This window comes from Pseudomonas sp. Sample_22, assembly GCF_004307635.1.
Taxonomy (GTDB): Bacteria; Pseudomonadota; Gammaproteobacteria; order Pseudomonadales; family Pseudomonadaceae; genus Aquipseudomonas.
Genome location: NZ_RCNY01000076.1, coordinates 1 through 22,085 on the forward strand (window position 1 = coordinate 1; position 22,085 = coordinate 22,085).

20 protein-coding genes and 1 pseudogene are annotated in these 22,085 nt (G+C 58.3%); 9 read left to right on the forward strand and 12 right to left on the reverse strand.

The genetic code is table 11. The features are described from left to right. Positions 1 to 121: pseudogene (locus D8U73_RS29570) on the forward strand (hypothetical protein); the annotation flags it as partial. 138 nt (positions 122 to 259) lie between these two features. Then, a complete protein-coding gene (locus tag D8U73_RS19360) occupies positions 260 to 667 on the forward strand; it encodes an SMI1/KNR4 family protein (RefSeq protein ID WP_014720555.1) in 408 nt (135 codons plus the stop codon). 21 nt (positions 668 to 688) lie between these two features. Here D8U73_RS19360 and D8U73_RS19365 read toward each other — a convergent pair whose 3' ends face one another. Beyond that, complete coding sequence (locus D8U73_RS19365; protein WP_056854316.1) at positions 689 to 2,452, reverse strand: cation:proton antiporter; 1,764 nt, start codon at positions 2,450 to 2,452, stop codon at positions 689 to 691. Between the two features lie 288 nt (positions 2,453 to 2,740). Between D8U73_RS19365 and D8U73_RS19370 the strand changes: the two genes are divergently transcribed. Continuing rightward, positions 2,741 to 3,223: an acyl-CoA thioesterase gene (locus tag D8U73_RS19370; protein WP_041073853.1), complete on the forward strand. Its 483-nt coding sequence runs from the start codon at positions 2,741 to 2,743 to the stop codon at positions 3,221 to 3,223. A 79-nt stretch (positions 3,224 to 3,302) separates the two neighbouring features. Here the strand turns inward: D8U73_RS19370 and pdxY are convergent, their stop codons facing one another. Next, the gene (gene pdxY, locus D8U73_RS19375; protein ID WP_056854315.1) at positions 3,303 to 4,175 is read right to left on the reverse strand and encodes a pyridoxal kinase PdxY; all 873 of its coding nucleotides are present in this window, start codon (positions 4,173 to 4,175) and stop codon (positions 3,303 to 3,305) included. A 120-nt stretch (positions 4,176 to 4,295) separates the two neighbouring features. On the opposite strand from pdxY, the gene D8U73_RS19380 reads away from it, so the two are divergent. Further along, entirely contained in the window at positions 4,296 to 4,709 is a 414-nt protein-coding gene (locus D8U73_RS19380; RefSeq protein WP_056854314.1) for a DUF3301 domain-containing protein, read from the forward strand. Between the two features lie 3 nt (positions 4,710 to 4,712). On the opposite strand, the gene D8U73_RS19385 is transcribed toward D8U73_RS19380, so the two are convergent. Continuing rightward, positions 4,713 to 5,678 (reverse strand): CobW-like GTP-binding protein, encoded by a 966-nt coding sequence (locus D8U73_RS19385; protein WP_056854313.1) that lies wholly within the window; start codon positions 5,676 to 5,678, stop codon positions 4,713 to 4,715. A 26-nt stretch (positions 5,679 to 5,704) separates the two neighbouring features. Between D8U73_RS19385 and D8U73_RS19390 the strand changes: the two genes are divergently transcribed. Further along, on the forward strand, positions 5,705 to 6,061 hold the full coding sequence (locus D8U73_RS19390) for a hypothetical protein (protein WP_056854312.1): 357 nt from the start codon (positions 5,705 to 5,707) through the stop codon (positions 6,059 to 6,061). Positions 6,062 to 6,132: 71 nt separating this feature from the next. On the opposite strand, the gene zigA is transcribed toward D8U73_RS19390, so the two are convergent. Beyond that, on the reverse strand, positions 6,133 to 7,338 hold the full coding sequence (gene zigA, locus D8U73_RS19395) for a zinc metallochaperone GTPase ZigA (RefSeq protein ID WP_130905468.1): 1,206 nt from the start codon (positions 7,336 to 7,338) through the stop codon (positions 6,133 to 6,135). A 337-nt stretch (positions 7,339 to 7,675) separates the two neighbouring features. On the opposite strand from zigA, the gene D8U73_RS19400 reads away from it, so the two are divergent. Continuing rightward, positions 7,676 to 8,569 carry a His/Gly/Thr/Pro-type tRNA ligase C-terminal domain-containing protein gene (locus tag D8U73_RS19400; protein WP_130905469.1) on the forward strand — a complete coding sequence of 298 codons (894 nt, stop codon included), beginning with the start codon at positions 7,676 to 7,678 and terminating at the stop codon, positions 8,567 to 8,569. Positions 8,570 to 8,615: 46 nt separating this feature from the next. Here the strand turns inward: D8U73_RS19400 and D8U73_RS19405 are convergent, their stop codons facing one another. Further along, positions 8,616 to 9,137, reverse strand: coding sequence for a DUF3617 domain-containing protein (locus tag D8U73_RS19405; protein WP_056854308.1), 522 nt, complete (start codon positions 9,135 to 9,137; stop codon positions 8,616 to 8,618). A gap of 132 nt (positions 9,138 to 9,269) precedes the next feature. Here D8U73_RS19405 and cls point away from each other — a divergent pair, with 132 nt between their 5' ends. Then, positions 9,270 to 10,709 (forward strand): cardiolipin synthase, encoded by a 1,440-nt coding sequence (cls, locus tag D8U73_RS19410; RefSeq protein WP_130905470.1) that lies wholly within the window; start codon positions 9,270 to 9,272, stop codon positions 10,707 to 10,709. On the opposite strand, the gene cfaB is transcribed toward cls, so the two are convergent. Then, a complete protein-coding gene (gene cfaB / locus D8U73_RS19415) occupies positions 10,706 to 11,893 on the reverse strand; it encodes a C17 cyclopropane fatty acid synthase CfaB (RefSeq protein WP_130905471.1) in 1,188 nt (395 codons plus the stop codon). The genes cls and cfaB overlap by 4 nt on opposite strands. A gap of 371 nt (positions 11,894 to 12,264) precedes the next feature. Between cfaB and lpdA the strand changes: the two genes are divergently transcribed. Then, entirely contained in the window at positions 12,265 to 13,665 is a 1,401-nt protein-coding gene (lpdA, locus tag D8U73_RS19420; protein ID WP_130905472.1) for a dihydrolipoyl dehydrogenase, read from the forward strand. A gap of 46 nt (positions 13,666 to 13,711) precedes the next feature. On the opposite strand, the gene D8U73_RS19425 is transcribed toward lpdA, so the two are convergent. After that, positions 13,712 to 14,185, reverse strand: a complete 474-nt coding sequence (locus D8U73_RS19425) for an Lrp/AsnC family transcriptional regulator (protein ID WP_056854304.1) — start codon at positions 14,183 to 14,185, stop codon at positions 13,712 to 13,714. A gap of 144 nt (positions 14,186 to 14,329) precedes the next feature. Here D8U73_RS19425 and D8U73_RS19430 point away from each other — a divergent pair, with 144 nt between their 5' ends. After that, a complete protein-coding gene (locus D8U73_RS19430; RefSeq protein ID WP_056854303.1) occupies positions 14,330 to 14,956 on the forward strand; it encodes a LysE family translocator in 627 nt (208 codons plus the stop codon). Positions 14,957 to 14,959: 3 nt separating this feature from the next. On the opposite strand, the gene D8U73_RS19435 is transcribed toward D8U73_RS19430, so the two are convergent. From D8U73_RS19435 to D8U73_RS19455, 5 genes are all read right to left on the reverse strand, one after another. Further along, positions 14,960 to 17,077: a hypothetical protein gene (locus D8U73_RS19435; protein ID WP_130905473.1), complete on the reverse strand. Its 2,118-nt coding sequence runs from the start codon at positions 17,075 to 17,077 to the stop codon at positions 14,960 to 14,962. Beyond that, complete coding sequence (locus D8U73_RS19440; protein ID WP_130905474.1) at positions 17,064 to 18,260, reverse strand: DUF3142 domain-containing protein; 1,197 nt, start codon at positions 18,258 to 18,260, stop codon at positions 17,064 to 17,066. Before D8U73_RS19440 ends, D8U73_RS19435 begins: the two co-directional genes overlap by 14 nt. A 50-nt stretch (positions 18,261 to 18,310) precedes the next feature. Next, positions 18,311 to 20,341 (reverse strand): pyridoxamine 5'-phosphate oxidase family protein, encoded by a 2,031-nt coding sequence (locus tag D8U73_RS19445; RefSeq protein ID WP_130905475.1) that lies wholly within the window; start codon positions 20,339 to 20,341, stop codon positions 18,311 to 18,313. A gap of 61 nt (positions 20,342 to 20,402) precedes the next feature. After that, positions 20,403 to 21,029 (reverse strand): glutathione S-transferase, encoded by a 627-nt coding sequence (locus tag D8U73_RS19450; protein ID WP_130905476.1) that lies wholly within the window; start codon positions 21,027 to 21,029, stop codon positions 20,403 to 20,405. Between the two features lie 129 nt (positions 21,030 to 21,158). Then, positions 21,159 to 22,061 (reverse strand): LysR family transcriptional regulator, encoded by a 903-nt coding sequence (locus D8U73_RS19455; protein ID WP_056854298.1) that lies wholly within the window; start codon positions 22,059 to 22,061, stop codon positions 21,159 to 21,161. Positions 22,062 to 22,085: the final 24 nt, after the last annotated feature.

Below are 22,085 nucleotides of genomic sequence, written 5' to 3' on the forward strand. Positions count from 1 at the left end.
CGGCGTGTCGAAAACCTCGCGTTTCGACCAGGGCGAAGTGTTCAGCGAAAGCTGGAACATGGAACGTGCACAGGGCGAAAACCAGCCTTGGCTGGTCGCAGGTATCCGCCAGAACGGCTGATTACCCTCCGCGCTTCACTTGCGGTAATAAAAACCCCAGCCTCGGCTGGGGTTTTCTATTTCGCGGTTGCATCTATAGCGAGCTACTGTATAAACCGCCCCATATAAACCGCGCCATACAAGCAAGAGGATCCCGGACGTGGAAGAAATCATCGAACAACTGCGTGAAGCCAATGAACCGGTACCGGTCCCCTTGGAGTTGCCTGACGAAGACCTGCTGGTGGAAATTGAAGAACAATTGTTCATCGACATTCCGTTCGTCTTCAGAGAGTTTTTGCTGACCGTCAGCGACGTGGTCTACGGCAGCCTGGAGCCGGTGACCGTCACCGACCCGCAATCGCACACCTATTTGCCGGACGTTGCCGCCAACGCCTGGGATGCCGGCGTGGATCGCAGCCTGATCCCGATCTGCCAGGACGGCGACGACTACTACTGCGTCGAAGAAGACGGCACCGTGGTGTTATGGTCCGCCGAAGAAGAGCTGGTGACAGAAGAAACCTGGGAATCGGTATGGCATTGGGCGCGGGACGTCTGGCTGGAAAGCTGAGTCAGCTGACGCCCGGCCGGGTCAGTGCCCTGGCGAATCCTTGTGATTGTCCAGCGTATCCAGCAAGGCTACCTGCATCCGCGTGTGGACGCGGATGAACCAGCGCCACAGCAACGCCGCCACAGCGGCCGCAACCACGGCAATCAGTAGCAGCAACTTGTTGGTCGGCAAAATACTGGCCGACAAGGCTGCCAATAACAGAAAAATCACCAGCAGCGAGAGAATCGGGATCACTTCGGCGATCACCCGACGCACTCGCTGCGTGTGGCGCCCCGCCATCTCCGGCTTCACGCCCATCTCAGCCAACAGCATCGACAGCGCCTTGAGCTTGCGATACGCGGCAATCAGGAATGGCAGCGACAACAGCAGCGCTCCTCCCCAGATCAATGCCTTCTGCCAACTCGGATCGCTGATCCAATCCTGCAGATAAGTGGAAATGCGTTCGGCAAAGTAAGCGCCCGCGAAGAAGATCGCCACCACCAACGCCAGATTGACCCCCACTTGCAGCAAGATCCTTCGGATCATCGACGCCAGCAGCGCACCCTGGCCCTGTGGCTGGATGCTGCGCAGCCATTCGCCATACATCCCCAATACGCGTCCCAGTCGCTGCGGCATCACCGCCGCCAGTTTGATCGACAGCGGATCGGCGGCACGAATCAGATACGGCGTCAGCAACGTAGTGATCACCGATACCGCTACCGCCACCGGATAGAGGAAGTTACTGGTGACCTGCAGGGTCATGCCCAGCGAAGCGATGATGAAAGAAAATTCGCCGATCTGTGAAAGGCCCATCCCGACGCGCAGTGAGGTACGTCCGTCATTGCCGGCGATAAAGGCACCGAGCCCACAGGACAGCATTTTGCCAAGAACCACTGCCACGGTGATGACCGCAATCGGCCAGGCGTATTGCAGCAGGATCAGCGGGTCGAGCATCAACCCGATGGCAACGAAGAAAATCGCGCTGAACAAGTCGCGAACCGGCTCGATCAGGCGCTCGATTTTCAGCAATTGCCGGGATTCAGCCATGATTGCGCCGATCAGGAATGCGCCGAGCACCATGCTGTATTCGAGCTTGACCACCAGCAGACAGAAGCCGAAACACAGGCCCAGCACGGTAATCAGCAGCATTTCGTTGCTTTCGAATTTCGCCACATAGGCCAACAACCGCGGCACCAGCAAGATGCCGATCACCAGGGCGACGATCATGAACAGCGAAAGCTTGCCAACCGTAGAAAACACTTCGCCGGAGCTGACCGTGCCACTGACTGCGATGCTCGAGAGCAATGCGATGATGCCGATGCCGAGGATGTCTTCAACGATCAGCACACCGAAGATCAATTGCGCAAAACGCTGGTTTTTCATCTTCAGGTCGTTGAGTGCCTTGACGATGATGGTGGTCGAGGAAATCGCCAGGATTGCACCCAGGAACAGCGAATCCATGGTATTCCAGTCAAACCAGCGACCGATTTCGTAGCCGATCCAGATCATCAGCACGATTTCCAGGAACGCCGCGATAAATGCCGTGGCGCCGACCTTGAACAGTTTGCGCAAGCTGAATTCGAGGCCCAGGCAGAACATCAGGAAAATCACCCCGAGTTCCGCGAGAGTCTTGATGGTTTCTTCGTCATGGATCAAGCCGAACGGCGGGGTGTGCGGGCCAATGATGAACCCGGCAACGATGTACCCCAGCACCACGGGCTGTTTGAAGCGATGGAAAAGAACGGTCACCACACCTGCGACCAACATGATCACTGCCAGGTCCTGAATAAAACTGATGGCATGCATGGTGTGAGGCTCCTTGGGTGACGCTGCTCATACATCGGGCGTGGGAATCGTCCGAGCGAGCAGAATGAAAATCCGCTATCCGCGTAGGCATTTTGCCCTTGGGGATGGGCTTTTGAAGGGTAACACCGGGACTTCCAGCCGAAAGGCGGTGCAATATATGGAAACAGATCGATCCGGCGTGACGGCGATCAGCCGCCCGGCGTCCCGATAACTGTTGGTTTGAAAAAACCGCCGAGGCACCCGTAGAGGTGCGTCCCCTCAAACCTGGCCTTGAACCGTGAGAACGCTATGGAACCCGGAAACGCCCAACTGTCGATGACAGTATTGATGACCCCCGACATGGCCAACTTCTCTGGCAATGTTCACGGCGGCACCCTGCTCAAATACCTCGATGAAGTGGCCTACGCCTGCGCCAGCCGTTATGCAGGTCGCTACGTGGTGACCCTGTCGGTGGACCAGGTGATTTTCCGTGAACCGATCCATGTCGGCGAACTCGTGACGTTTCTCGCCTCGGTCAACTACACCGGCAACACGTCCATGGAAGTGGGCATCAAGGTGGTGACCGAAAATATCCGTGAGCGCTCAGTGCGTCACACCAACAGCTGCTTCTTCACCATGGTCGCGGTGGATGACCAACGTAAACCCGCCCCGGTGCCGCCACTGCAACCGCAGAACAGCGAAGACAAGCGTCGCTATATGCAGGCGCAGCAACGCCGCCAGATTCGCCAGGAACTGGAAAAGCGTTACCAGGAAATCAAAGGCGACGCGTAAAGCAAAAAAATCGCAGCCTGCGGCAGTTCCTGCAGAGGAATTCAGATCCCCGCAGGCTGCGATCTTTTTTGCACTTCGATCAAAGGCTGATCGATGTCGCCTCGAACCGCACCCGCGGATGGGCAATCCGATCCTGCGCGCGCACCAGCTCCAGCTCATAGCTGGCGCAGGCCTGAGTCTCGAGCAACACCTCGTGCACCGCCGATGCGGCGAACTCGAAAGCTGCCAGCAGGCTATCGCCCAATAGCACACGCGCCAGGAACAACCCGGACGTCAGATCACCAACGCCCACAGGTTGGCGCGGAAACGCCAACAGCGGGCGTTGCAGGTGCCAACTGCCTTGCGCTGTCACCAGCAGCATTTCGAAGACGTCCGGGTTTTTTCCCGGGTAGTCCAGATGTTTGACCAACACCGCCTTCGGCCCGCGTGCCAGTAACAAGCGCGCCATCGCCAGGCAATCAAACAGCGATTGCGGCTTGCGCCCCGAGAAGCTGTCGAGTTCCAGTTGGTTCGGACACATGAAGTCAGCCACGGCGGCGGCTTCTTCCAGCAGAAAATCGCTGACTTCCGCGGGCACGCTGCAGCCCTTCTCCGGATGACCCATGACCGGATCACACAGGTACAGCGCTTTGGGATTCATCGACTTGATCCGCTCCACCCCTGTGAGAATCGCCCGGCCCTGCGCCGCGCTGCCGAGATAGCCCGAGAGCACTGCGTCGCAATTGCCCAGCTCGCCAATCGCCGCGATGCCTTCGACCAGATCAGGGATCTGGTGCGGCGCCAGCACGTCACCGGCCCACTGCCCGTACTGTGTGTGGTTGGAGAACTGTACGGTGTTCAGCGGCCAGACATTCACCCCGACCCGCTGCATCGGGAAAACCGCGGCACTGTTGCCAGCGTGACCGAACACCACGTGGGACTGGATAGCGAGCAGATGGGGTGTACGTTTCATGCGGTGAGATTTCCGTAAAACGATTGAAATTCGAGCGGCGCAGTATGCGACTAAACGCAGCCTGTACGACAGACCGGCGACGCAGTTAAGCTGACACTATCTTGTTGGAGCGCCCTGTTGATGCTGACCCTTGGAAATATTTTCGTGCTGATGCTGCTCGCCACTGCTGGCGCCTGGCTTTGGCACAACCACGGCTTGCGCGAACGTGCATTGGAGCGGGTCAAGCAGCATTGCAGCAACCTGGGGATCGAGCTGCTCGATGGCAACGTGGCGCTGAAAAAAATGGGCTTCATCAAGGATGCCGCTGGCCGGCGACGTCTGGCCCGTGTGTATAACTTTGAATTCACGGTCACCGGCGAAACGCGGCATAACGGCACCATCACTCAGTTCGGCGCCCACAGCGCGCAAATCGAACTGGCGCCGTACCCGATGCCGTTTGACGACACGCCCCCTGTGGTCGATGTGGTCAAGCCAAGCGCTCAGGTGATCGAGCTGAATCATTGGCGGCAGGAACACAACAAGTGGCGGTCGTGATCTTCAATGCCTCCGGCAGTTGGCCAGGCCTCTTTGCAGCACTTCGAGGTCTTGCGGCGCACTGAAAATCAATTCAATCCGCGAATCCTTACGCCATTCACTCGGTTGCCACGCCACCACGGAATTATCCAGCGCGTTGGCCGATATCCAGCCTTTGTCACTGTGAATAACCAGCTTCGCACGCCGCCAGCAATGGCTTTCAAGCCAGCGCGCAACGAGAGCGGCCTCAAAGACCTGGCTCGGATGCCAGCGCCAGCCGATGCTCCAGCCACCCTCCTGTTCCTGGCTTAAACAGATCGGCAGAACCGGGTCGCTCCAGATCGCCGCGAGCTGCGCCAGACTTTTCGGCATCACAAAGTTATCCACACCCGCCACCGCTCGCGAAACCAGCCCGGGCAACTCACTCAAAGACAGCGCAGCTTGTTGCGTCCAATGCAGTTTACGCATCGGCAACGTGGCGGCAATTCGCTGCCGGTCCGCTTGCGCAAGTCCTTCAGACTTGTTCATCAGCAACAATCCCGCACTGTTCAGCGCCTCCTGTTGGGCCTCAGGCAGCGGCTTGCCCGCTACAAGCGCTTGCGCATCGAGTACCAGCACACAGGGTTGCAGACTCAACACGCCTCGCCATGGCGCCTCGCTCAACTGCTTGAGCAAATTCATCGGATGCCCCAAGCCGGAAGGCTCGATGAACAATCGATCCGGCCGCGCCTTGCGCAGCAGACGCCCGAGACCGACCTGAAATGGCGCACCGTTGACGCAACACAAACACCCCCCGGCCACTTCCCCCAGTGCGATACCATCGTCTTCCTGGGTGAGCAGTGCAGCGTCGATGCCAATCTGACCGAACTCGTTGATCAGCACTGCCCAGCGTTCATCCGCGGGACGTTGCGCCAGCAGGTTCTTGATCAGGCTGGTCTTGCCGGCCCCCAATGGCCCGGCGATGACATGGGTGGGAATGTTCTGCAACATGATCGAAGGTTTCTGAGGAGGTAAGGATGCGGTGGATTGGATTGGCGTTTCTGCTGACGCTTGCCAGTGGCGAAGCGCTGGCGCAGGCCTGCGTTGTCCATAGCCAGGCGGAACGACTCGACGTCAAAGTCTGCCAGCAGAACCGCAACATCCCGCAAAAACTGTTCGCCGACGGCTTCTGCCAACCGAACCTGGCCGGGCAGAAGGTCGACGTGCAATACGTCGACCAGTGCCCTGCAGGAGCGTTCGGCGTGTGCAGCAACGCTCAAGTCGCCAATATGCCTTACCGGCAGGATATTCACTATTACGGCGTGGCCACCGATGCGGCGTATTTGCAGCCGTACTGCGAAGCGCAAAGCCAGGGCACCTGGCTGAAGCCTTGAGCGGCGTGCTGCTCCAGCGTTGTTAAGCGACAGCAGCAACCCACGACTTCTGAACGGGGTCAATGGAAAGCTCAGGCGGCCTCTTCATGCCAAGGGCCAAAGGGGTCCGGGAGCATTCGCCAGCCTTGGACTCCCAGCGCCATTTCAGCGTGTGTCAGCAAGCAATCGTCGAGCTCTGCAGTGAGTTGTTTGAAGTCGATGTTCTGACCGATGAAGACCAGTTCCTGGCGGCAATCTCCTGTGTCGCTGGTCCAGTTTTCCATAATGGCGGCTGTGCTTTCCTCGTCCTGCGGCCATTGGTTGTTCGGCACAAAGCGCCACCAGCGCCCGGCGAAACCATGGCGCACCAATCCTCCCGCCTGGGACCAGCTTCCGGCATCCATATGTTTGCTGGCCAGCCAGAAGTACCCCTTGGAACGCAGCAGTTTGCCATTGACCCATGGCCGGTCAATGAAACTGAAAAAGCGTTGCGGATGAAAGGGGCGACGTGCCCGATAAGCGCTGGAGGCAATGCCGTACTCTTCAGTTTCAGCAACATGTTCGCCGCGTAACTCACGCAACCAGCCAGGCGCTTGAGCGGCTTTGTCGAAGTCGAAGCGACCGGTATTGAGGATTTTGCCGAGCGGTACTTCGCCCATGACCATTGGAATGATCTCAGCCTGGGCGTTGAGCCGTTTCAGGATCGCCATCAGCTCATCCCGATCGCCACTGCTGATGAGGTCGATCTTGCTGATCAGGATCACATCAGCGAACTCCACCTGCTCGATCAGCAGGTCGGTGATCGCGCGTTCATCGTCTTCTCCCAGCGTTTCGCCTCGGGATGCGAGGCTTTGCGCGGCTTGGTAATCGATCAGGAAATTCATGCCATCGACCACGGTGACCATGGTATCGAGCCGCGCAATATCCGTGAGACTTTGCCCGTTTTCGTCGCGGAACGTGAAGGTTTCCGCGACGGGTAGCGGCTCGGAAATGCCCGTGGATTCGATCAACAGGTAATCAAAGCGTCCCTCATTGGCAAGCTTGCCGACCTCCTCCAGCAAATCCTCACGCAAGGTGCAGCAGATGCAGCCATTGCTCATTTCAACGAGTTTTTCTTCGGCGCGATTAAGGCTGACATCGCGCTGCACCTCGCCGCCGTCAATGTTGATTTCACTCATGTCATTGACGATAACCGCAACCCGAAGGTTTTCTCTATTACGTAGTATGTAATTAAGAAGTGTACTTTTTCCGGCCCCTAAAAAGCCCGACAGGACCGTGACAGGTAAGCGATTTGCCATCAGTTGCTCCTCAAGAAAGCCCGGTCAACCCCCGGGGCTTGCCAAACATGAAAAATTCTTCACGAATAACGATCGCGATAATCATGTTATACCATAACATTGTGATGGTGTTTCGATGATGGGCTCGCTCATGAGGGGCTAACCCGGCCTGATTGGGTAAGGCGAAGCATCGTTGCGATACCTCATAGCCAATCCCGGCGTTGGGCAATTGAGCCTGCTTTCGGATGACCATCCGGACGAATCGAACCTCGACAAATGTCTACATGACAGCGGACGGGATTTGGTTCTATGGTTAAACCGCTAGCGCGTGTGATCGAAGTATTCGAGAACAATAATCATGATCCAGATCACCCTGCCCGATGGTTCATTGCGTGAGTACGACCAACCACTGACCGTGCATGAAATCGCCGCAAGTATTGGCCTGGGGCTGGCCAACGCGGCGGTGGCCGGACGCGTCAACGGCGTCTTGGTGGACTGCGAATTCATGGTCGCAGCCAATGCCCGGGTCAGCATAGTCACGCCGCAGGAGCCGGACGGCCTGGAGATCCTGCGCCGGTCCTGCACGCTGATGCTGGCGATGGCCGTAAAACAACTTCATCCGCATGCGCAAATGCGCGTGGGCTCGGCACTGGGTGACGGGTTCTTTTGCGAGTTTGCCGTCGAGCGAGCCCTCGCCGCGACCGATCTGCCGCTCATCGAAGCGCGCATGCAATCGCTGGCAGCAACCAACCATTCAATCCGCCGCAAGGCGACATCGTCGTCGGAAAGTCTTTCGCTCTATCGCCTCGGTGAAACCGAGTACTGGACCACCGGCCCGCATGTCCCAACCACCAGGGTACTGCAGGCATTCGCCCTGGATCACGTCAGCGGCACCTTGCAACAACGGGTCTATGGAACGTGCTGGTCCAGTCATCAGGAGCTGCAGTATTGGCGCCTGCCAGCGCATGTGATGGTCGTCAGCATGGATGATCGCCAGGCCCACTACGCGCACACCGTTACCGAGACGTTACGTCGTGGCGGCGTTCGCGCCCTGTCGGACCTGCGTAACGAAAAGGTCCGCTACAAGATTCGCCAGCACCGTCAAACCGTGCCGTACCTGGTGGTCGTGGGGGAAAAGGAAAAGGCGGGTGGCTTTGTCAGTGTGCGCAGTAACAGCGGGGAGGATTTTGGCAGGATGAAGGTTGAAGCGGTGTGTGAATGGCTGAGCTCCACCGGCATGGCCGGAGGTTGAAGCTCCCAAGGGCGTGACCCGTGGGAGCCTGCACCCCGCGAAGTTTTTATGCCCGAGGTTTAACAGTGCCGCAATCCTGCCCCAGCCATACGGCGCGGGTATCGAGGCTACCCTTTTGCTGAATGCCGGTGGCATTGAACGTGCCATTGACCTTGGTGGTGAACTCACGGTCACTGAGGAACGTGGCGACACCCGCGCCCTGCGCTTTCGGACAGCTGAAACGGAATTTCCACTGATTGCCGGTGCGCTCGGTGATTTCCTGCTTGCAGCCTGATTGCGGATCGGTCAGCGGAATATTGTCGGTCTTGACCTGTTCCGGCGTCAGGCACGCGCGAATGCCTTTGCCCCCCATGGTGATGCCCTGTTTTTCCAGCTGTGCCCGTTGTTCAGGGGTCATCTGGCTTTGTATCTGACCGAGGATCAGTTGCAGATCCGGCAGGTTCTGGTCATCGACCTTCATGTTGCTCGAGGTCAATTCCCACAAACCCGGTTGCAGCATCTGCGCCTGAGCGGCCACAGGAAGTGCCAAACCCAGCGTGATGGCCAAACCCAGCAGACGAACGTTCATCGTGTAACTCCTGATCATTGGTGGCCGTTAGACGTCAGCCGCAAGCTTCGGTTCATGGGCCAATTAAATAGCGACATTCTGCCCGGAACATGGTCTGTTAAGCATTGAATCTTCAGGAGCAAGGCTGCCCCCATGGATTATTTCGGACCGCATATTTTTGGCTACACCATCGCCCTGCTGCACTCCCTGGGCACGATTGCAGCAATTCATGCCGTGTTGACCGTTCGAACCGCTCAGGGATCGATTGCCTGGGCGCTGTCTCTGGTCTTCATGCCTTACCTGACACTCATCCCCTATCTGGTGTTCGGTCGCAGCACCTTCGATGGTTACATCAAGGCCCGACGTCAGGCCAACGAAGAAATGCGCAAGGCAATTTCTGAGCTCAACTGGCGGCCGTGGGTTGAAGAGGCGCTAACCGCTCGTGCTTCCACCGCTTACGCGTCGTTAAGGGCCATGCCCAAGCTCGGGCGCATGCCGTGCCTGGCCAACAACGACGTACGACTGTTGATCAATGGCCGGGCAACGTTCGATGCGATTTTCGATGCCATCAGCCAAGCCCGGGAAGCGGTGCTGATCCAGTTTTTCATCATTCACGACGACCGTCTCGGCCAGCGCCTGCATAAACTGTTGTTGGAAAAAGCAGCTGAAGGCGTGGCGATCTATCTGCTCTATGATCGAATCGGCAGCCACTCTTTGCCACACAGCTATGTTCAGTCACTGCGTGACGCCGGTGTCGAGGTCAAAGCCTTCGCCACTCGCAGCGGCTGGTTGAATCGATTCCAGGTCAACTTCCGCAACCACCGCAAGATCGTGGTGGTCGACGGCGTTATCGGCTTCGTCGGGGGGCACAACGTGGGCGACGAGTACATGGGGGAGAAACCACCCTTGGCGCCCTGGCGCGATACTCATGTACAGGTGCGTGGACCGGTAGTGGCCTGCATGCAGGAATCCTTCGCCGAAGACTGGTTCTGGGCAGCCCGTTCGTTGCCGCCGCTGATCCTGCCGGAGGTGTACCCGGACGACGGCGTACTGTGTCAAATGCTCGCCAGCGGCCCGGCGGATCCCTACGAGACCTGTTCGTTATTCTTCGTCGAGGCCATCCACGCGGCGACAGAACGCGTGTGGATCACCAGTCCCTACTTCATACCCGACGAAGCCGTCTTCGCCGCCCTGCGGCTGGCGGTATTACGTGGTGTCGATGTGCGAATTCTGTTGCCGTCGCGGCCTGACCACCGAATCGTCTACGCCGCCTCCAGCCTCTATGCCTTTGAAGCCGTGCGCGCCGGCGTACGGGTTTTCCGCTATGAGCCGGGTTTCCTGCATCAGAAAGTGGTGTTGATCGACAGTGAGATCAGCGCCATTGGCAGCGCCAACATGGATAACCGCTCGTTCCGGTTGAATTTCGAAGTGATGTTGCTGACGGTCGACAGCACATTTGCCGGCGAAGTGGAGCAGATGCTCAACGATGACTTTGCCCAAGCCCACGAAATCGCCAAAGAGGAAGGCCGGGAGACTCGCCACCTGCAACAGGTCGGTATGCGGGTCGCCCGGCTTATTTCACCGATACTTTAAGGATTGTAGATATCGTCCCGCGTCCATGGCAGTTCATGACTGCCATCGGCATGCGCCTTCACCGCAAGAATCTGGTGCAGATTGATCCAGCCGCGAGCGAAGGCATAGGCGCACCCGGCCAGGTATAGACGCCAAATGCGTAACGCCTGTTCAGGCACCAGTTTGGCGGCGGCTTCAAGGTTGTCTTCCAGGCGTTCGCTCCAGTGATCCAGCGTGCGCGCGTAATGCAGGCGCAGACTCTCGACATCGACGATCTCCAGACCCGCTTCACTGATCTCGGCAGAGATCATTGCCAGGTGTGGCAACTCGCCGTTGGGAAATACGTATTTTTCGATGAATTCGCCAGCTCCCCGTCCTACCGGGCGCCCGTCGGTGTGTTTGGCGGTGATCCCGTGGTTCATCACCAGGCCACCCTCCTTCACTGCGCCGAACAGGGTTTTGCAGTATTCGGGAAGATTCGCGTGCCCCACGTGTTCGAACATGCCAACGCTGACGACTTTATCGAATCGGCCGTCCTGCGGCAGGTCGCGGTAGTCGAGCAATTGCAGTTCGACCAAATCCTCCAGGCCTTCAGCCTTGACCCGCTCCCTGGCCAGCGCGAGTTGTTCCTTGCTGAGGGTGATGCCGAACACCTTCGCGCCGAATTCACGGGCCGCATAACGTGCCAAACCACCCCAACCGCAGCCGACATCCAGAAGATACTCGCCAGGTTGCAGTCGCAACTTGCGGCATAGATGACGGAATTTTGCTTGTTGAGCCTGCTCCAGCGATTCACTGCCGGTCTCGAAGTACGCGCAGGAATACGCCATGTCGCTGTCGAGCCACAGCTGATAAAAAGCATTGGAGAGGTCGTAATGGTAGGAGATCGCCTTGGCGTCAGTTTCCTTGTCGTGGACGGTACGCACAGGCTGGCTGCCATCGTCCTCATCCAGCAACGCCTGACTCCATTCATCGCAGACGCGGATGACGTCGCTGATGGCGCCTTCCAGCTCCAGTTTGCCTTCGACAAATGCCGCGCCAAGCGCATCCAGGCTGGGATGGGTGAACTGGGTAACCATTTGTGGGTCCTTGACCACAATCGTGACGCTGGGCGTCGGCCCCAGATTGAACTCATGGCCATCCCAGAGTCGCAGGCGTAGCGGTAACTGCAGATTCTGTAAGGCCGGTGGAAGTTGCGCGAGCATGGAGATTCCCCCCTTGTTTCAGACGTCTGATCAGAGGGTAGACCATCTTGGAAAAATAGCAGGCTATTCAATTAATCGCCGTTTTCCATGATTCGCGCCGTAATGACTCATAGGGAGCGAATGCACAAAATGCCGTGCCCTCACTTAAATGACTACGGCCACGACGGACAGTTCTAACAATTGTTACCCGTACTGCGCTAGTGGATGAAAATGTTCTCAGCCCAGCATTTGTTCCACGTGGAACCACACTGAATTCTGCGCAGCGAAGGCCAAGCCTTGACCGGAATGCCTCGGACGCACATATTACGCTCGTAATTTTACTCAAAGGCTACGGTTACCCCTCCGATCCCTTTCAATCCAGGAGAAGATCCATGAGCACTTACGACGTCGTGATACTCGGTGGTGGCCCCGGCGGTTACAACGCAGCGATTCGCGCGGGTCAACTCGGCTTGAAAGCGGCTTGCGTGGAAGGGCGCGCCACCCTTGGTGGCACCTGCCTGAATGTTGGCTGCATGCCGTCCAAGGCATTACTGCATGCCTCCGAACTCTACGACGCAGCCATGGGCGCAGAATTCGCCAATCTCGGCATTGAGGTCAAACCGAGCCTCAATCTCGCGCAGATGATGAAGCAGAAAGATGAAAGCGTGACTGGGCTGACCAAGGGCATCGAATTTCTCTTTCGCAAAAACAAGGTCGACTGGATCAAAGGTTGGGGCCGAATCGACGGGCCGGGCAAAGTCAGCGTCACGGATGCTGCTGGCGGCACGACCGAACTGAGCGCCAAGGACATCATCATCGCCACGGGCTCCGAGCCGACTCCCCTGCCCGGTGTCGAGATCGATAACAAACGCATCCTCGACTCCACGGGTGCCCTGTCGCTGACGGAAGTACCGAAACACCTGGTGGTCATCGGCGCCGGCGTGATTGGCCTGGAGCTTGGCTCGGTATGGCGGCGTCTGGGCGCGAAGGTGACAGTGGTGGAGTTCCTCGATCGAATCTGCCCTGGCGTGGATGGTGAAGCAGGTAAAACCCTGCAACGCTCCTTGAGCAAACAGGGGATCAGCTTCAAGTTGAGTTCGAAAGTGACGAGCGCAACCACATCTGACACAGGTGTGCAGCTCAACGTCGAACCGGCCGCTGGTGGAACCGCCGAAGTGCTCGACGCTGATTATGTGTTGGTAGCCATAGGACGCCGACCTTATACACAGGGCCTGGGCCTGGAGAACGTTGGCTTGGCCACGGACAAGCGCGGCATGCTCGCCAACAAGGGTCACCGCACCGAAGTCGCTGGCATTTGGGTCATTGGTGACGTGACATCAGGTCCGATGCTCGCGCACAAGGCTGAAGACGAAGCCATGGCGTGTGTCGAGCAGATCGTTGGCAAGGCCGGTGAGGTTAATTACGAGCTGATCCCCAACGTGATCTACACCAAACCGGAACTGGCCAGCGTTGGCAAAACCGAGGAACAACTGAAGGCCGAGGGTCGTGCCTATAAGGTTGGCAAGTTTCCCTTCACCGCCAACAGCCGGGCGAAAATCAATCACGAGACCGAGGGCTTTGCCAAAGTGCTGGCCGATGAGCGCACCGACGAGATCCTCGGCGTGCATCTGGTAGGCCCGAGCGTCAGTGAAATGATTGGCGAATATTGCGTGGCCATGGAGTTCAGCGCGTCAGCCGAAGACATAGCCCTGACCTGCCATCCGCATCCGACCCGTTCTGAAGCCTTGCGACAGGCCGCGATGAATGTGGAGGGAATGGCAACCCAGATGTAACAACATCAAAAGCTCGCAGCCTGCGGCAGGCGGCGAGCTATTCACTTCAGCCAGGCAAATGCGTCAACGGAAGCGGGCCCGGTGCTTTCACCGTATGGATCGCGAAGTTACTGCGGATATCGCTCACACCCGGCAACTTCAACAGGCATCCGGTGAGAAAGCGGTCGTACGCGCGCAGATCCGGCACCACCACTTGCAACAGAAAATCCGATTCCCCGGACACCAGAAACGCCGAGATCACCTCAGGCAAAGCCGTGACCGCCAGGCGAAACGACTCGGCCTGTTCGTCGTTGTGACGCTCGACCTTCACGCCAACAAACACCGTCAACCCAAGACCGGCTTCATCGCGATCGAGGTTGGCCTGATAACCGCGAATCACCCCGGCTTCTTCGAGCATGCGTACCCGTCGCAAACAGGGCGACGCCGACAGGCCGATCTCTTCGGCCAATTGCACGTTGGTCAAGCGACCATCGCGCTGCAGTGCAGCGAGAATCTTGCGATCGTAGGCATCCAGTTTCATGTTTGGCAGATTCCGATGGTCATGTGTTCTGTTCATGGCAGATTATGCCAACAAAGCCCAATCTTGAAGCAAACTACGCAAGCACCTGCCCTGCCCTTGCGCCCTACACTGGCCCTACCAAATCGACAACAAATGGGGTGTGACATGGCGGGACTCTGGCTGTTTTTCATGGCACTGGCCGTGGTGTACCTGTTGCCTGGTCCTGACATGATCCTGCTGCTGCAGACCGGTGCTCGTCAGGGAAAAGGAGCGGCACTCGCCACAGCGGTGGGACTCGCAGTAGCCCGCGGCTGTCACGTTGTACTGGCGGCGCTGGGGCTGGCGGCATTGTTCAAAGCGGCGCCCTGGACATTCGACGTGGTGCGACTGGCGGGTGCCGCGTATCTGCTGTGGATCGGCATTCAATGCCTGCGAACGACGATGCTGCCGGCCTTGCACAGCCATCAACCGATACAGAAAGCCCGCTGGCGCGAAGCGATCCGTCGCGGTCTGTTGACCAACCTGCTCAACCCCAAGGCGCTGCTGTTTTGTTCCGTGTTACTGCCGCAATTCATCAACCCACAGGCCGGGCCGGTGCTCGCGCAATTTGCAGTGTTGGGTGGTGTGCTGGTCGGCGTCGGTTTGCTCTTCGACAGCACCTATGCCCTGATCGGTACAGCGCTCGGCCGCTGGTTGCAACGCAGCCCTTCGGCCCAGCGCTTGCAGCAATGGTTATTCGGTAGCCTGTTGATCGGTTTCGCCGTACGGCTGACCTTTGTGCAACAGGCTTGAACCTTACTGTGCTTTACGGCGGCGGCGATAGATCAGCAACAGTGCCGCTGCCGTGACCGCAACAACGCTACCCACCTGCAAAGGCGTCTTGTATGGACGCAATGCAGAGCGAGCGGCATCGGTAACCTGGGTGACATAGCGTTTGTCGGCGTTCTCGAAATCGGGATACGGGCATTGGTTGCCAAAGTCCGCCGCCCATTCCACAAAAGGCCCGTCTTTGACATAGCGTTGGTAGAGCGCACTTTGATCTGCAAGGCTGCTGTTCCAACCGGCCGCTTCACAGAGCACAGCAGCAAATGCCTGACTGGTATGCGGCAGATTATCCGCAGCGCGATTGGCCAATTGTGTGGCGACAAACCGGTAGTGATAACGCTGGTCAGGCTGTGCAGCGCTGGCTTGCTGACGCTTGACTTCATCTTCGGCCACCAGCGGCCCGACTTTCAGCTCCGTGCTTTCAAGGCTGTAGTTGCCGGCGAAGGTGGCGAAATCCGGGGCCATTTCGTAACCGAGAATATCCATCCCCCACTCACGTGCAGTCCACGCAGCGTTGAACAGAGCGGCGGCGCGGCGGGTCGGCCACCAAGCGGCATCGGCCGCCAGGCGTTGCTCGCCATACAGCCTGGCCTTGTGGCGCAACCCGTCGTTATCGAAATAGGCGGGCGCATCTTCATAATGCCCTTCGCGTAACAACCGACGGCCCAGCAAATTGCGCAGGCTCGCTGCCACTGGCAAGGGCACATAGTTGTCGCGGTCATGCTGGCTGAGCGGGGGTGGCGCTGGAACCTGGGTGTCGACGTAATGCTTGAGTTCGTCGAGCGTCAGCACACGTTCGGCCACCGTCGCCGCGTCAAACCAGTAGATACTTTGGCTGCGATAAAGCTGGTCGAACGCTTGCAGGTAATCCCCGCGTTGCAGGGCCAGAATCGCACTTTCGCCATCAACCCGACATTTGGGTTGCAGCGTTTCATAATCGAAGTCCGGCGTTCGCCGATCGCCCCAGGATTCATTCTGAGGAAAGGCCTGCGCCGCCTTGGCATACGCCGCAGCCGCAGCAGTTTTATCACCATCACGCAGCGCCAGCTTGGCGCGTAACCACCACGCCAGCCCACCATCACCTGCGTGTTCAACGAATGCCTTGGCGCTGGCGAAATCGCCCTGTTGATAATTCACCGCCGCCAGCCGATCCGCATTATCGAGGCTGCCCAGCGTGCTGTTTTGCAGCAATTTAATCAGCTTCAATTCGTTTGCCGGTTGTTCACCGAACGACCAGCCCAGTCGACTGATCAACGATGCCGTTACCAGTTGCTGTACCGGTTTGCCCTTGAGCCGTTCGGCCAACTGCTCTTCGGGCATGGCCGCCAAGTCAGCCACCAACAGCTTGAGTGAGGTGTAGCCCACCGCCGAACCGTGCAGGTTCTGCGTGGCATAGAGTTCGATGGCCGTGTTCCAGTCGCCGGCGGTGCGGGCTACGCGGGCCTCTTCGCCGAGACTGGCTATACCCAGTTCCAGCGGATCACTGAAGTCGTCGATACTCAGTTGCCGTGTTTGCTCAAAAGCCTTGCGAGCTTGCGCCAGCAGATCAGGAGCCGCACCGGCCCCGGCACTCATGACGAATCGCGCCCGGCCCAGCGAGTACGCTGCCCAGGTACTGCGCAAAGCGCGTTGATCCGCGGGCAGCGCCAGCACTTTTTCGAAGTATTCGGCTGCCAGCCCATGGTCACCCACGTTGAACGCCACCGCACCGGCCAGATAAAAACGGATTTCGTCGGGCAAGTTCGCGCCCTGTACTTCAACCTGCGAGGCATTGGTCAGGCTACGCAGCTGCTTTACCAATGCCTGCTGCGCCGGCGTCAAACCCGCCTGCTCAGCCTGATTGCGTTGCTCTGCGTAGTCTGGCCCATCCATGCTGTATGCGGTTGCGCTGACGTTATTCAAACCGGCAATCCGGTGCCCGAGTCGGCTGATCTCGAAGTTGAAGTTGCCCTCCGGCAGCTCCGCCAACGATTGACCACGGTTATCCAGCAGGCGCATCGGGAAATCCGGCCCGCATGCCAACGCCGAACCCAGTGGCAGGCTGAGGCTCAGGCAGAGCAGATGACGCGGCCAGTTACGGGTGAACATTCGAAGCTCCTTGATCAATTTTGCTGCAGCGAGCCCAACCAACGGCGCGTTGTCCGCCGGCTGCAATCCGCCCCTCACGCAAGCGGGTGAAGGTAAGCAGATCCGGGCCTTGTTGCAACGTGTAACCGGCGAGTGCATCGGCGCCATCACAGCCTTGCACTGCGACAGTGACGCGTTCGGGCCAGGCGCTGTCGAGGTTGCCCTGATTGATCAGGCTCACGTCATACAGGCCCTGGTGCTCCGTGAAACTCAGCGTAAGCCGACTATGGAGCGCATCTCCCCGCGACACGGCGCGCAAAGTAGTCAGGCTCCACGCCCGCCGGTCGTTGGCCAGCGGCAGGCGAAACCAGATCAATCCGGCCAGATGATTCGGAGGGTCGTTTCGCAATTGTGCAGCGAGTTGACTCAATTGTTGGGGATCGGCCAGCAACTCCTGACGCTTGCCGTCACGTTCGATTCGAGTTTCGCTTTCCACGACCGGCGCACCGCCGTCATTCGGCAACAACGCCACACCGTATGCCGGCAGCGCCAGATAGAAAGGTTTTTTGGTTATTCGGCTCCAGGCGTTCGTCCATTGCCGGGCTTGGTCGGGGTCGAACAAACCACGGCGAGGATCGCTTACCGCGTGAACCTGCAACACACTGCTGTCGACCGCGGCTAACAATGCGGGCAGCTCCGCACTGCCGAGCCACGCCGGCAACGCAGTGATGCTCAGTGGCATTGAGACCGGCAGCACCGTGCGCAAATGCAGGAGAAACTCTCGATAGGCCGAAAGCCGCGCATTGCCGGCGTCGTGATCGATCTCCAGACCTGCGACAGTCAATCCTTGTGTCTGCCAGTCGCTGAGCACCTGCTGAATCTGCAGCGTGACTTCGTTCTGATCCAGCGACTTGAGCTGGCCATCGAGGCGAATCACTGCGATCAGCGGCCGACCATCGTGCTTGAGCAGCTCAGGGTCAATCAGCGCCCGATGCCATCGGGCCTGGGGAAATGCCTGCAATGCCAGCACACGCAGGGTGGAAAAATCTGCGCGACTGTCGCGCAGCGCTGCTTCATGGGAGGGGGTCCATTGTCGCTGCCAGATGTACAGCTGCTGATCGAGCGGGGGCGCCTCCCGCTGATCGCAGCCATTGAGCAGTGTCAGTGCAGTCAGCAGCGACACCAGCCGAACGAAAAAAACCATAAAGCTCCTGTGAGTTGAACCCGCTCCTTCGTAGAAGCCTTTGTCAGCAACTACAAATCAAGTACCAAAGGCTGCGCGCCCTGAGCCGGAATTGCACAGCAAATCAACACCTCGCCCTCCTCCGGTATCTCCGCTGGTGGTTGTGGATAATGCACCTGGCCGCTGATCAAACGGGTTTTACAGGTGCCGCAAGAGCCACCACGGCAACTGAATTCGGGCTGCAAACCACGACTTTCTGCCAGCTCCAGCAAGCTGCCGCCCTCGGGTTGCCAACGCGCCTCTTTGGCGGAACGCTCGAACACCACCGGCACCGACGTGGTGGCGGCCGGTGGTTGCTCGATCACTATTGCATCCGGATCGGGCTGGCGGCGCAACGTCGAAGGGCCAAAGGTTTCGGCGTGAATCCGCACATCGCGGACGTCCAGCTCACGCAGGCCGTCATACATCGCCTGGGTAAAACTGCCGGGACCACACAAGACGAAATCCAGCTGATCGTAGTCTTCAACTTCAAGCAATTCCGTGAGCCGTGCGACATCGATACGCCCGATCGAATCGAAGTCTTCACCTTCCAGAGCGTTCGGCTCCGGTTGACTGAGCAAACGTATCACCTTGACCGCATCACCGGCGTGCTCGAGCAAGCGATCCACTTCCGCACGAAATGGTTGATCCGCCAAGGTACGCGAACTCTGCAAAAACAAGGTCGGACGAATCCCACGGGTGCGCAAGCCTTGGTAGACCACTTCACGCAACATCGACAGCAGCGGCGTAATGCCCACTCCGGCAGCCAACAGTACCAGTGGCCGACGCTCATTGGCGGCCACAGTGAAATGGCCTTGGGGTGCTCGGGCTTCAAGCAGATCACCGACGCGAATGTGTTCATGCAGGTGTGAAGACACCCGTCCATCACGCTTCACGCTGATACGGAAAAAATCATCCGATGGGGCACTCGACAGACTGTAAGTGCGGATATGCACGTCACCATCAATGTTGAACCGCAACGGTAAATGCTGGCCGGCCTGAAACAACGGCAGCCCTGCTCCGTCTGCGGGCTCCATGTAAATCGAGCGAATGTTCTGGCTTTCCGCTTCGATTCGTACGACACGCAATGGCCGCCATTGATCACCTAAAGCCTTGGCTTGCAGGCGAGCTTTGGCTTGCTCCCAAGTACCTGTTAGCAGACTGGTGGGTGAAACGCCGTCGAAACGCCAACGCAATGCAAGAGCAGCAGGTCTGCGAACAACATGTTCCACGTGGAACGTCCACAAACGTTCGGCACCTTGAAAGGCCTCTACCTGTGGTCCTTCCAGGATAATTTCGGTGCGCCCGCTGAGTTGCAGCAGGTCACCCGAATTGAAATCAATGAATAACAAACCGGCCTTTGGATTGACCCGCAAGTTGCCCAAAGTGTTGAAAAAAAGGTTGCCCGCAAAGTCTGGAATGGTCAGGCAATTCCCTTCGATGTGAACGAAACCTGCCTGTCCGCCACGGTGTGAAACATCCACCGAGCGAACGCCATCGACGTCCACATAGCTGGCGACAAAAAAGGTATCAGCCTCGGCGATCACAGCTCTGGCTGCTTCGTCCAGTTCATTGAGGTACTGCGCGGGACGCGTTGATGCATCCGCCAGCGGCACCGAGCGAAACTGCCGCAACTGTATGTACTGCGGGCAATTGCCATACGACTGGTCAACCTTCACCGCAAAACCGTTCGCCGTCATTGCGCCGATATGACCGTTGATGCGGTTGCGCCGCCGGGTATGCAATTCAATACCCAGCAGGCCGATTGCCGCGCCATCGCTCAATTGCGCCGGGTCGTCCGCTGCTGGCACGCTGCTGAACTGCAACAGTTGCGGCTCAGGTGAATGAGCAAAACCAGCTTCACCTTCAAGCACACTGGCCCACGGATTGCCGTTTGCATCCACCGCACCGTACAACATGAACGGCAATTGCTCGTAGAACGTGCGGTGCTGGTCCGGCATGTAATCGCGAATAACCCTGCGACCTACTGCCTCCATGCGCTCGCCAACTCCGATATGCGCCTGTAACTCTCTTTCGCCAGCATGCCACGGTGAACGGTCCATCACGGCTTCTCCCCTGCGCCAATGGCACAGCGTGAAGGGCCCGATCATCGGGCCACAAACGTCAGGCTGTTTTTTGCAGACCGGCAACCGTGCGCGGCATGCCGACAAAACCAGGCAAGGCTTCGACCCGTGCCAACCATGCGCGGATGTTGGCGTACTCGTCCAGCGACACATTGCCTTCCGGTGCGTGGGCAACGTAGCTGTAGGCTGCTACGTCGGCGATGGTAGGTTCGTTACCGACGAGAAATTCAGTGTTGGCCAATTCCTTATCGATGACCTTGAGCACGCTGTGGGCATAAGGAATCACCTCGTCAGGGTTGTAAGGCGCACCAAACACCGTGATCAAACGCGCCCTGGCCGGACCAAAAGCGATAGGGCCGGCAGCGGCCGACAACCAGCGCTGGACTTTGGCAGCGCCGACCGGATCGGTGGGCAACCAACGACCATTGCCATATTTTTGCGCCAGGTACACCAGGATCGCGTTGGAATCCGCCAACACCACACCTTGATCATCAAGCACCGGAATCTGGCCAAAAGCATTGAGCGCCAGGAACTCGGGCTTTTTGTGTTCGCCTTTGGCGAGGTCGACCAAAATCAACTCGGTCGGCAGTTGCAGCAGGGACAGCATCAGCTGCACACGATGGGCGTGGCCGGAACGGGGAAAATTGTAGAGTTTGATGGCTTGCATGATCGACTCCGCGCTTGAGTGGTGTTGTTCAGGGAGATCAGCACCTTGGGGGGCCATCTTCCATCAGTCACCAAAACAACAGAATAACCAACAAACGCAATCCATTATTTCATCCAGCGAAATAACGTATCAGACCTGCAGGGCTGGATGTTCCCTCAACGCCTTGACAGTAAAGTCGACAAAACTGCGAACCCGCGCCGCAGCCTTGCGTCCGCCCTGGTACACCACATGGATAGGCAAGGGAGGCATCTCGAAATTCGCCAGGACAATTTCCAGCTCCCCTGCCGCGACTTTGCGTGCCACTTGATAAGACAAGACCCGGGTGTAACCCAAGCCAAGGCAAGCCGCGGTGATCGCCGCCTGATTCGCCGTAACCACCAACCGGGGATCGGTGCGCACACTGATGGGCTCGCCCCCTTCCAGAAACGGCCAGCTGCGTAACTGGCCCGTCGCAGACGTCGCGATAACCGGTCCTCGAGCCAAATCCTGCGGGTGAGTCGGATGTCCATTAGCCGCCAGGAATGCCGGTGATACGCAAACCACCCGCCGCACCTCACCCACGCGAATGGCGTGCTGATTGCTATCCGGCAGCTCACCGATGCGCACAGCCACATCGATGCCCTCCTCCACCACATTCACCACACGATCAACCAACAGCGCATTGATCGTGACGTCCGGGAACTGCGTAAGAAAATCCACCATCAACGGAGTGACAAACAATTCACCAAACAACACCGGCGCAGTGATCGTCAGTTGCCCACGCGGCTGAGCATGGCTGCCTGCCGCTGAATCCTCGGCCTCCTGCACTTCGGCAAGAATTCTGCGACAGTCTTCAAGATAACGCTGGCCGGCCTCACTCAGATGCACACTGCGCGTAGTGCGTGTGAGCAACGGCGTGCCAATGCGTTTCTCCAGCGCCGCCACCGCCCGGGTGACACTGGCCGCCGACAACCCCAACCGCCGCGCTGCCGCGGAAAAACCCTGGTCCTGGGCGACCGCGGCGAAGACCTGCATTTCCTGAAAGCGGTCCATGGAGTGTCCTCGATTCAGATAAAA

Bases quoted from the DNA above. Each gene is read 5' to 3' on its own strand.
- D8U73_RS19365 (WP_056854316.1), bottom strand. From the start codon at position 2,452: ATGCATGCCATCAGTTTTATTCAGGACCTGGCAGTGATCATGTTGGTC.
- D8U73_RS19370 (WP_041073853.1), top strand. From the start codon at position 2,741: ATGGAACCCGGAAACGCCCAACTGTCGATGACAGTATTGATGACCCCC.
- pdxY (WP_056854315.1), bottom strand. From the start codon at position 4,175: ATGAAACGTACACCCCATCTGCTCGCTATCCAGTCCCACGTGGTGTTC.
- D8U73_RS19380 (WP_056854314.1), top strand. From the start codon at position 4,296: ATGCTGACCCTTGGAAATATTTTCGTGCTGATGCTGCTCGCCACTGCT.
- D8U73_RS19385 (WP_056854313.1), bottom strand. From the start codon at position 5,678: ATGTTGCAGAACATTCCCACCCATGTCATCGCCGGGCCATTGGGGGCC.
- D8U73_RS19390 (WP_056854312.1), top strand. From the start codon at position 5,705: ATGCGGTGGATTGGATTGGCGTTTCTGCTGACGCTTGCCAGTGGCGAA.
- zigA (WP_130905468.1), bottom strand. From the start codon at position 7,338: ATGGCAAATCGCTTACCTGTCACGGTCCTGTCGGGCTTTTTAGGGGCC.
- D8U73_RS19400 (WP_130905469.1), top strand. From the start codon at position 7,676: ATGATCCAGATCACCCTGCCCGATGGTTCATTGCGTGAGTACGACCAA.
- D8U73_RS19405 (WP_056854308.1), bottom strand. From the start codon at position 9,137: ATGAACGTTCGTCTGCTGGGTTTGGCCATCACGCTGGGTTTGGCACTT.
- cls (WP_130905470.1), top strand. From the start codon at position 9,270: ATGGATTATTTCGGACCGCATATTTTTGGCTACACCATCGCCCTGCTG.
- cfaB (WP_130905471.1), bottom strand. From the start codon at position 11,893: ATGCTCGCGCAACTTCCACCGGCCTTACAGAATCTGCAGTTACCGCTA.
- lpdA (WP_130905472.1), top strand. From the start codon at position 12,265: ATGAGCACTTACGACGTCGTGATACTCGGTGGTGGCCCCGGCGGTTAC.
- D8U73_RS19425 (WP_056854304.1), bottom strand. From the start codon at position 14,185: ATGAAACTGGATGCCTACGATCGCAAGATTCTCGCTGCACTGCAGCGC.
- D8U73_RS19430 (WP_056854303.1), top strand. From the start codon at position 14,330: ATGGCGGGACTCTGGCTGTTTTTCATGGCACTGGCCGTGGTGTACCTG.
- D8U73_RS19435 (WP_130905473.1), bottom strand. From the start codon at position 17,077: ATGTTCACCCGTAACTGGCCGCGTCATCTGCTCTGCCTGAGCCTCAGC.
- D8U73_RS19440 (WP_130905474.1), bottom strand. From the start codon at position 18,260: ATGGTTTTTTTCGTTCGGCTGGTGTCGCTGCTGACTGCACTGACACTG.
- D8U73_RS19445 (WP_130905475.1), bottom strand. From the start codon at position 20,341: ATGGACCGTTCACCGTGGCATGCTGGCGAAAGAGAGTTACAGGCGCAT.
- D8U73_RS19450 (WP_130905476.1), bottom strand. From the start codon at position 21,029: ATGCAAGCCATCAAACTCTACAATTTTCCCCGTTCCGGCCACGCCCAT.
- D8U73_RS19455 (WP_056854298.1), bottom strand. From the start codon at position 22,061: ATGGACCGCTTTCAGGAAATGCAGGTCTTCGCCGCGGTCGCCCAGGAC.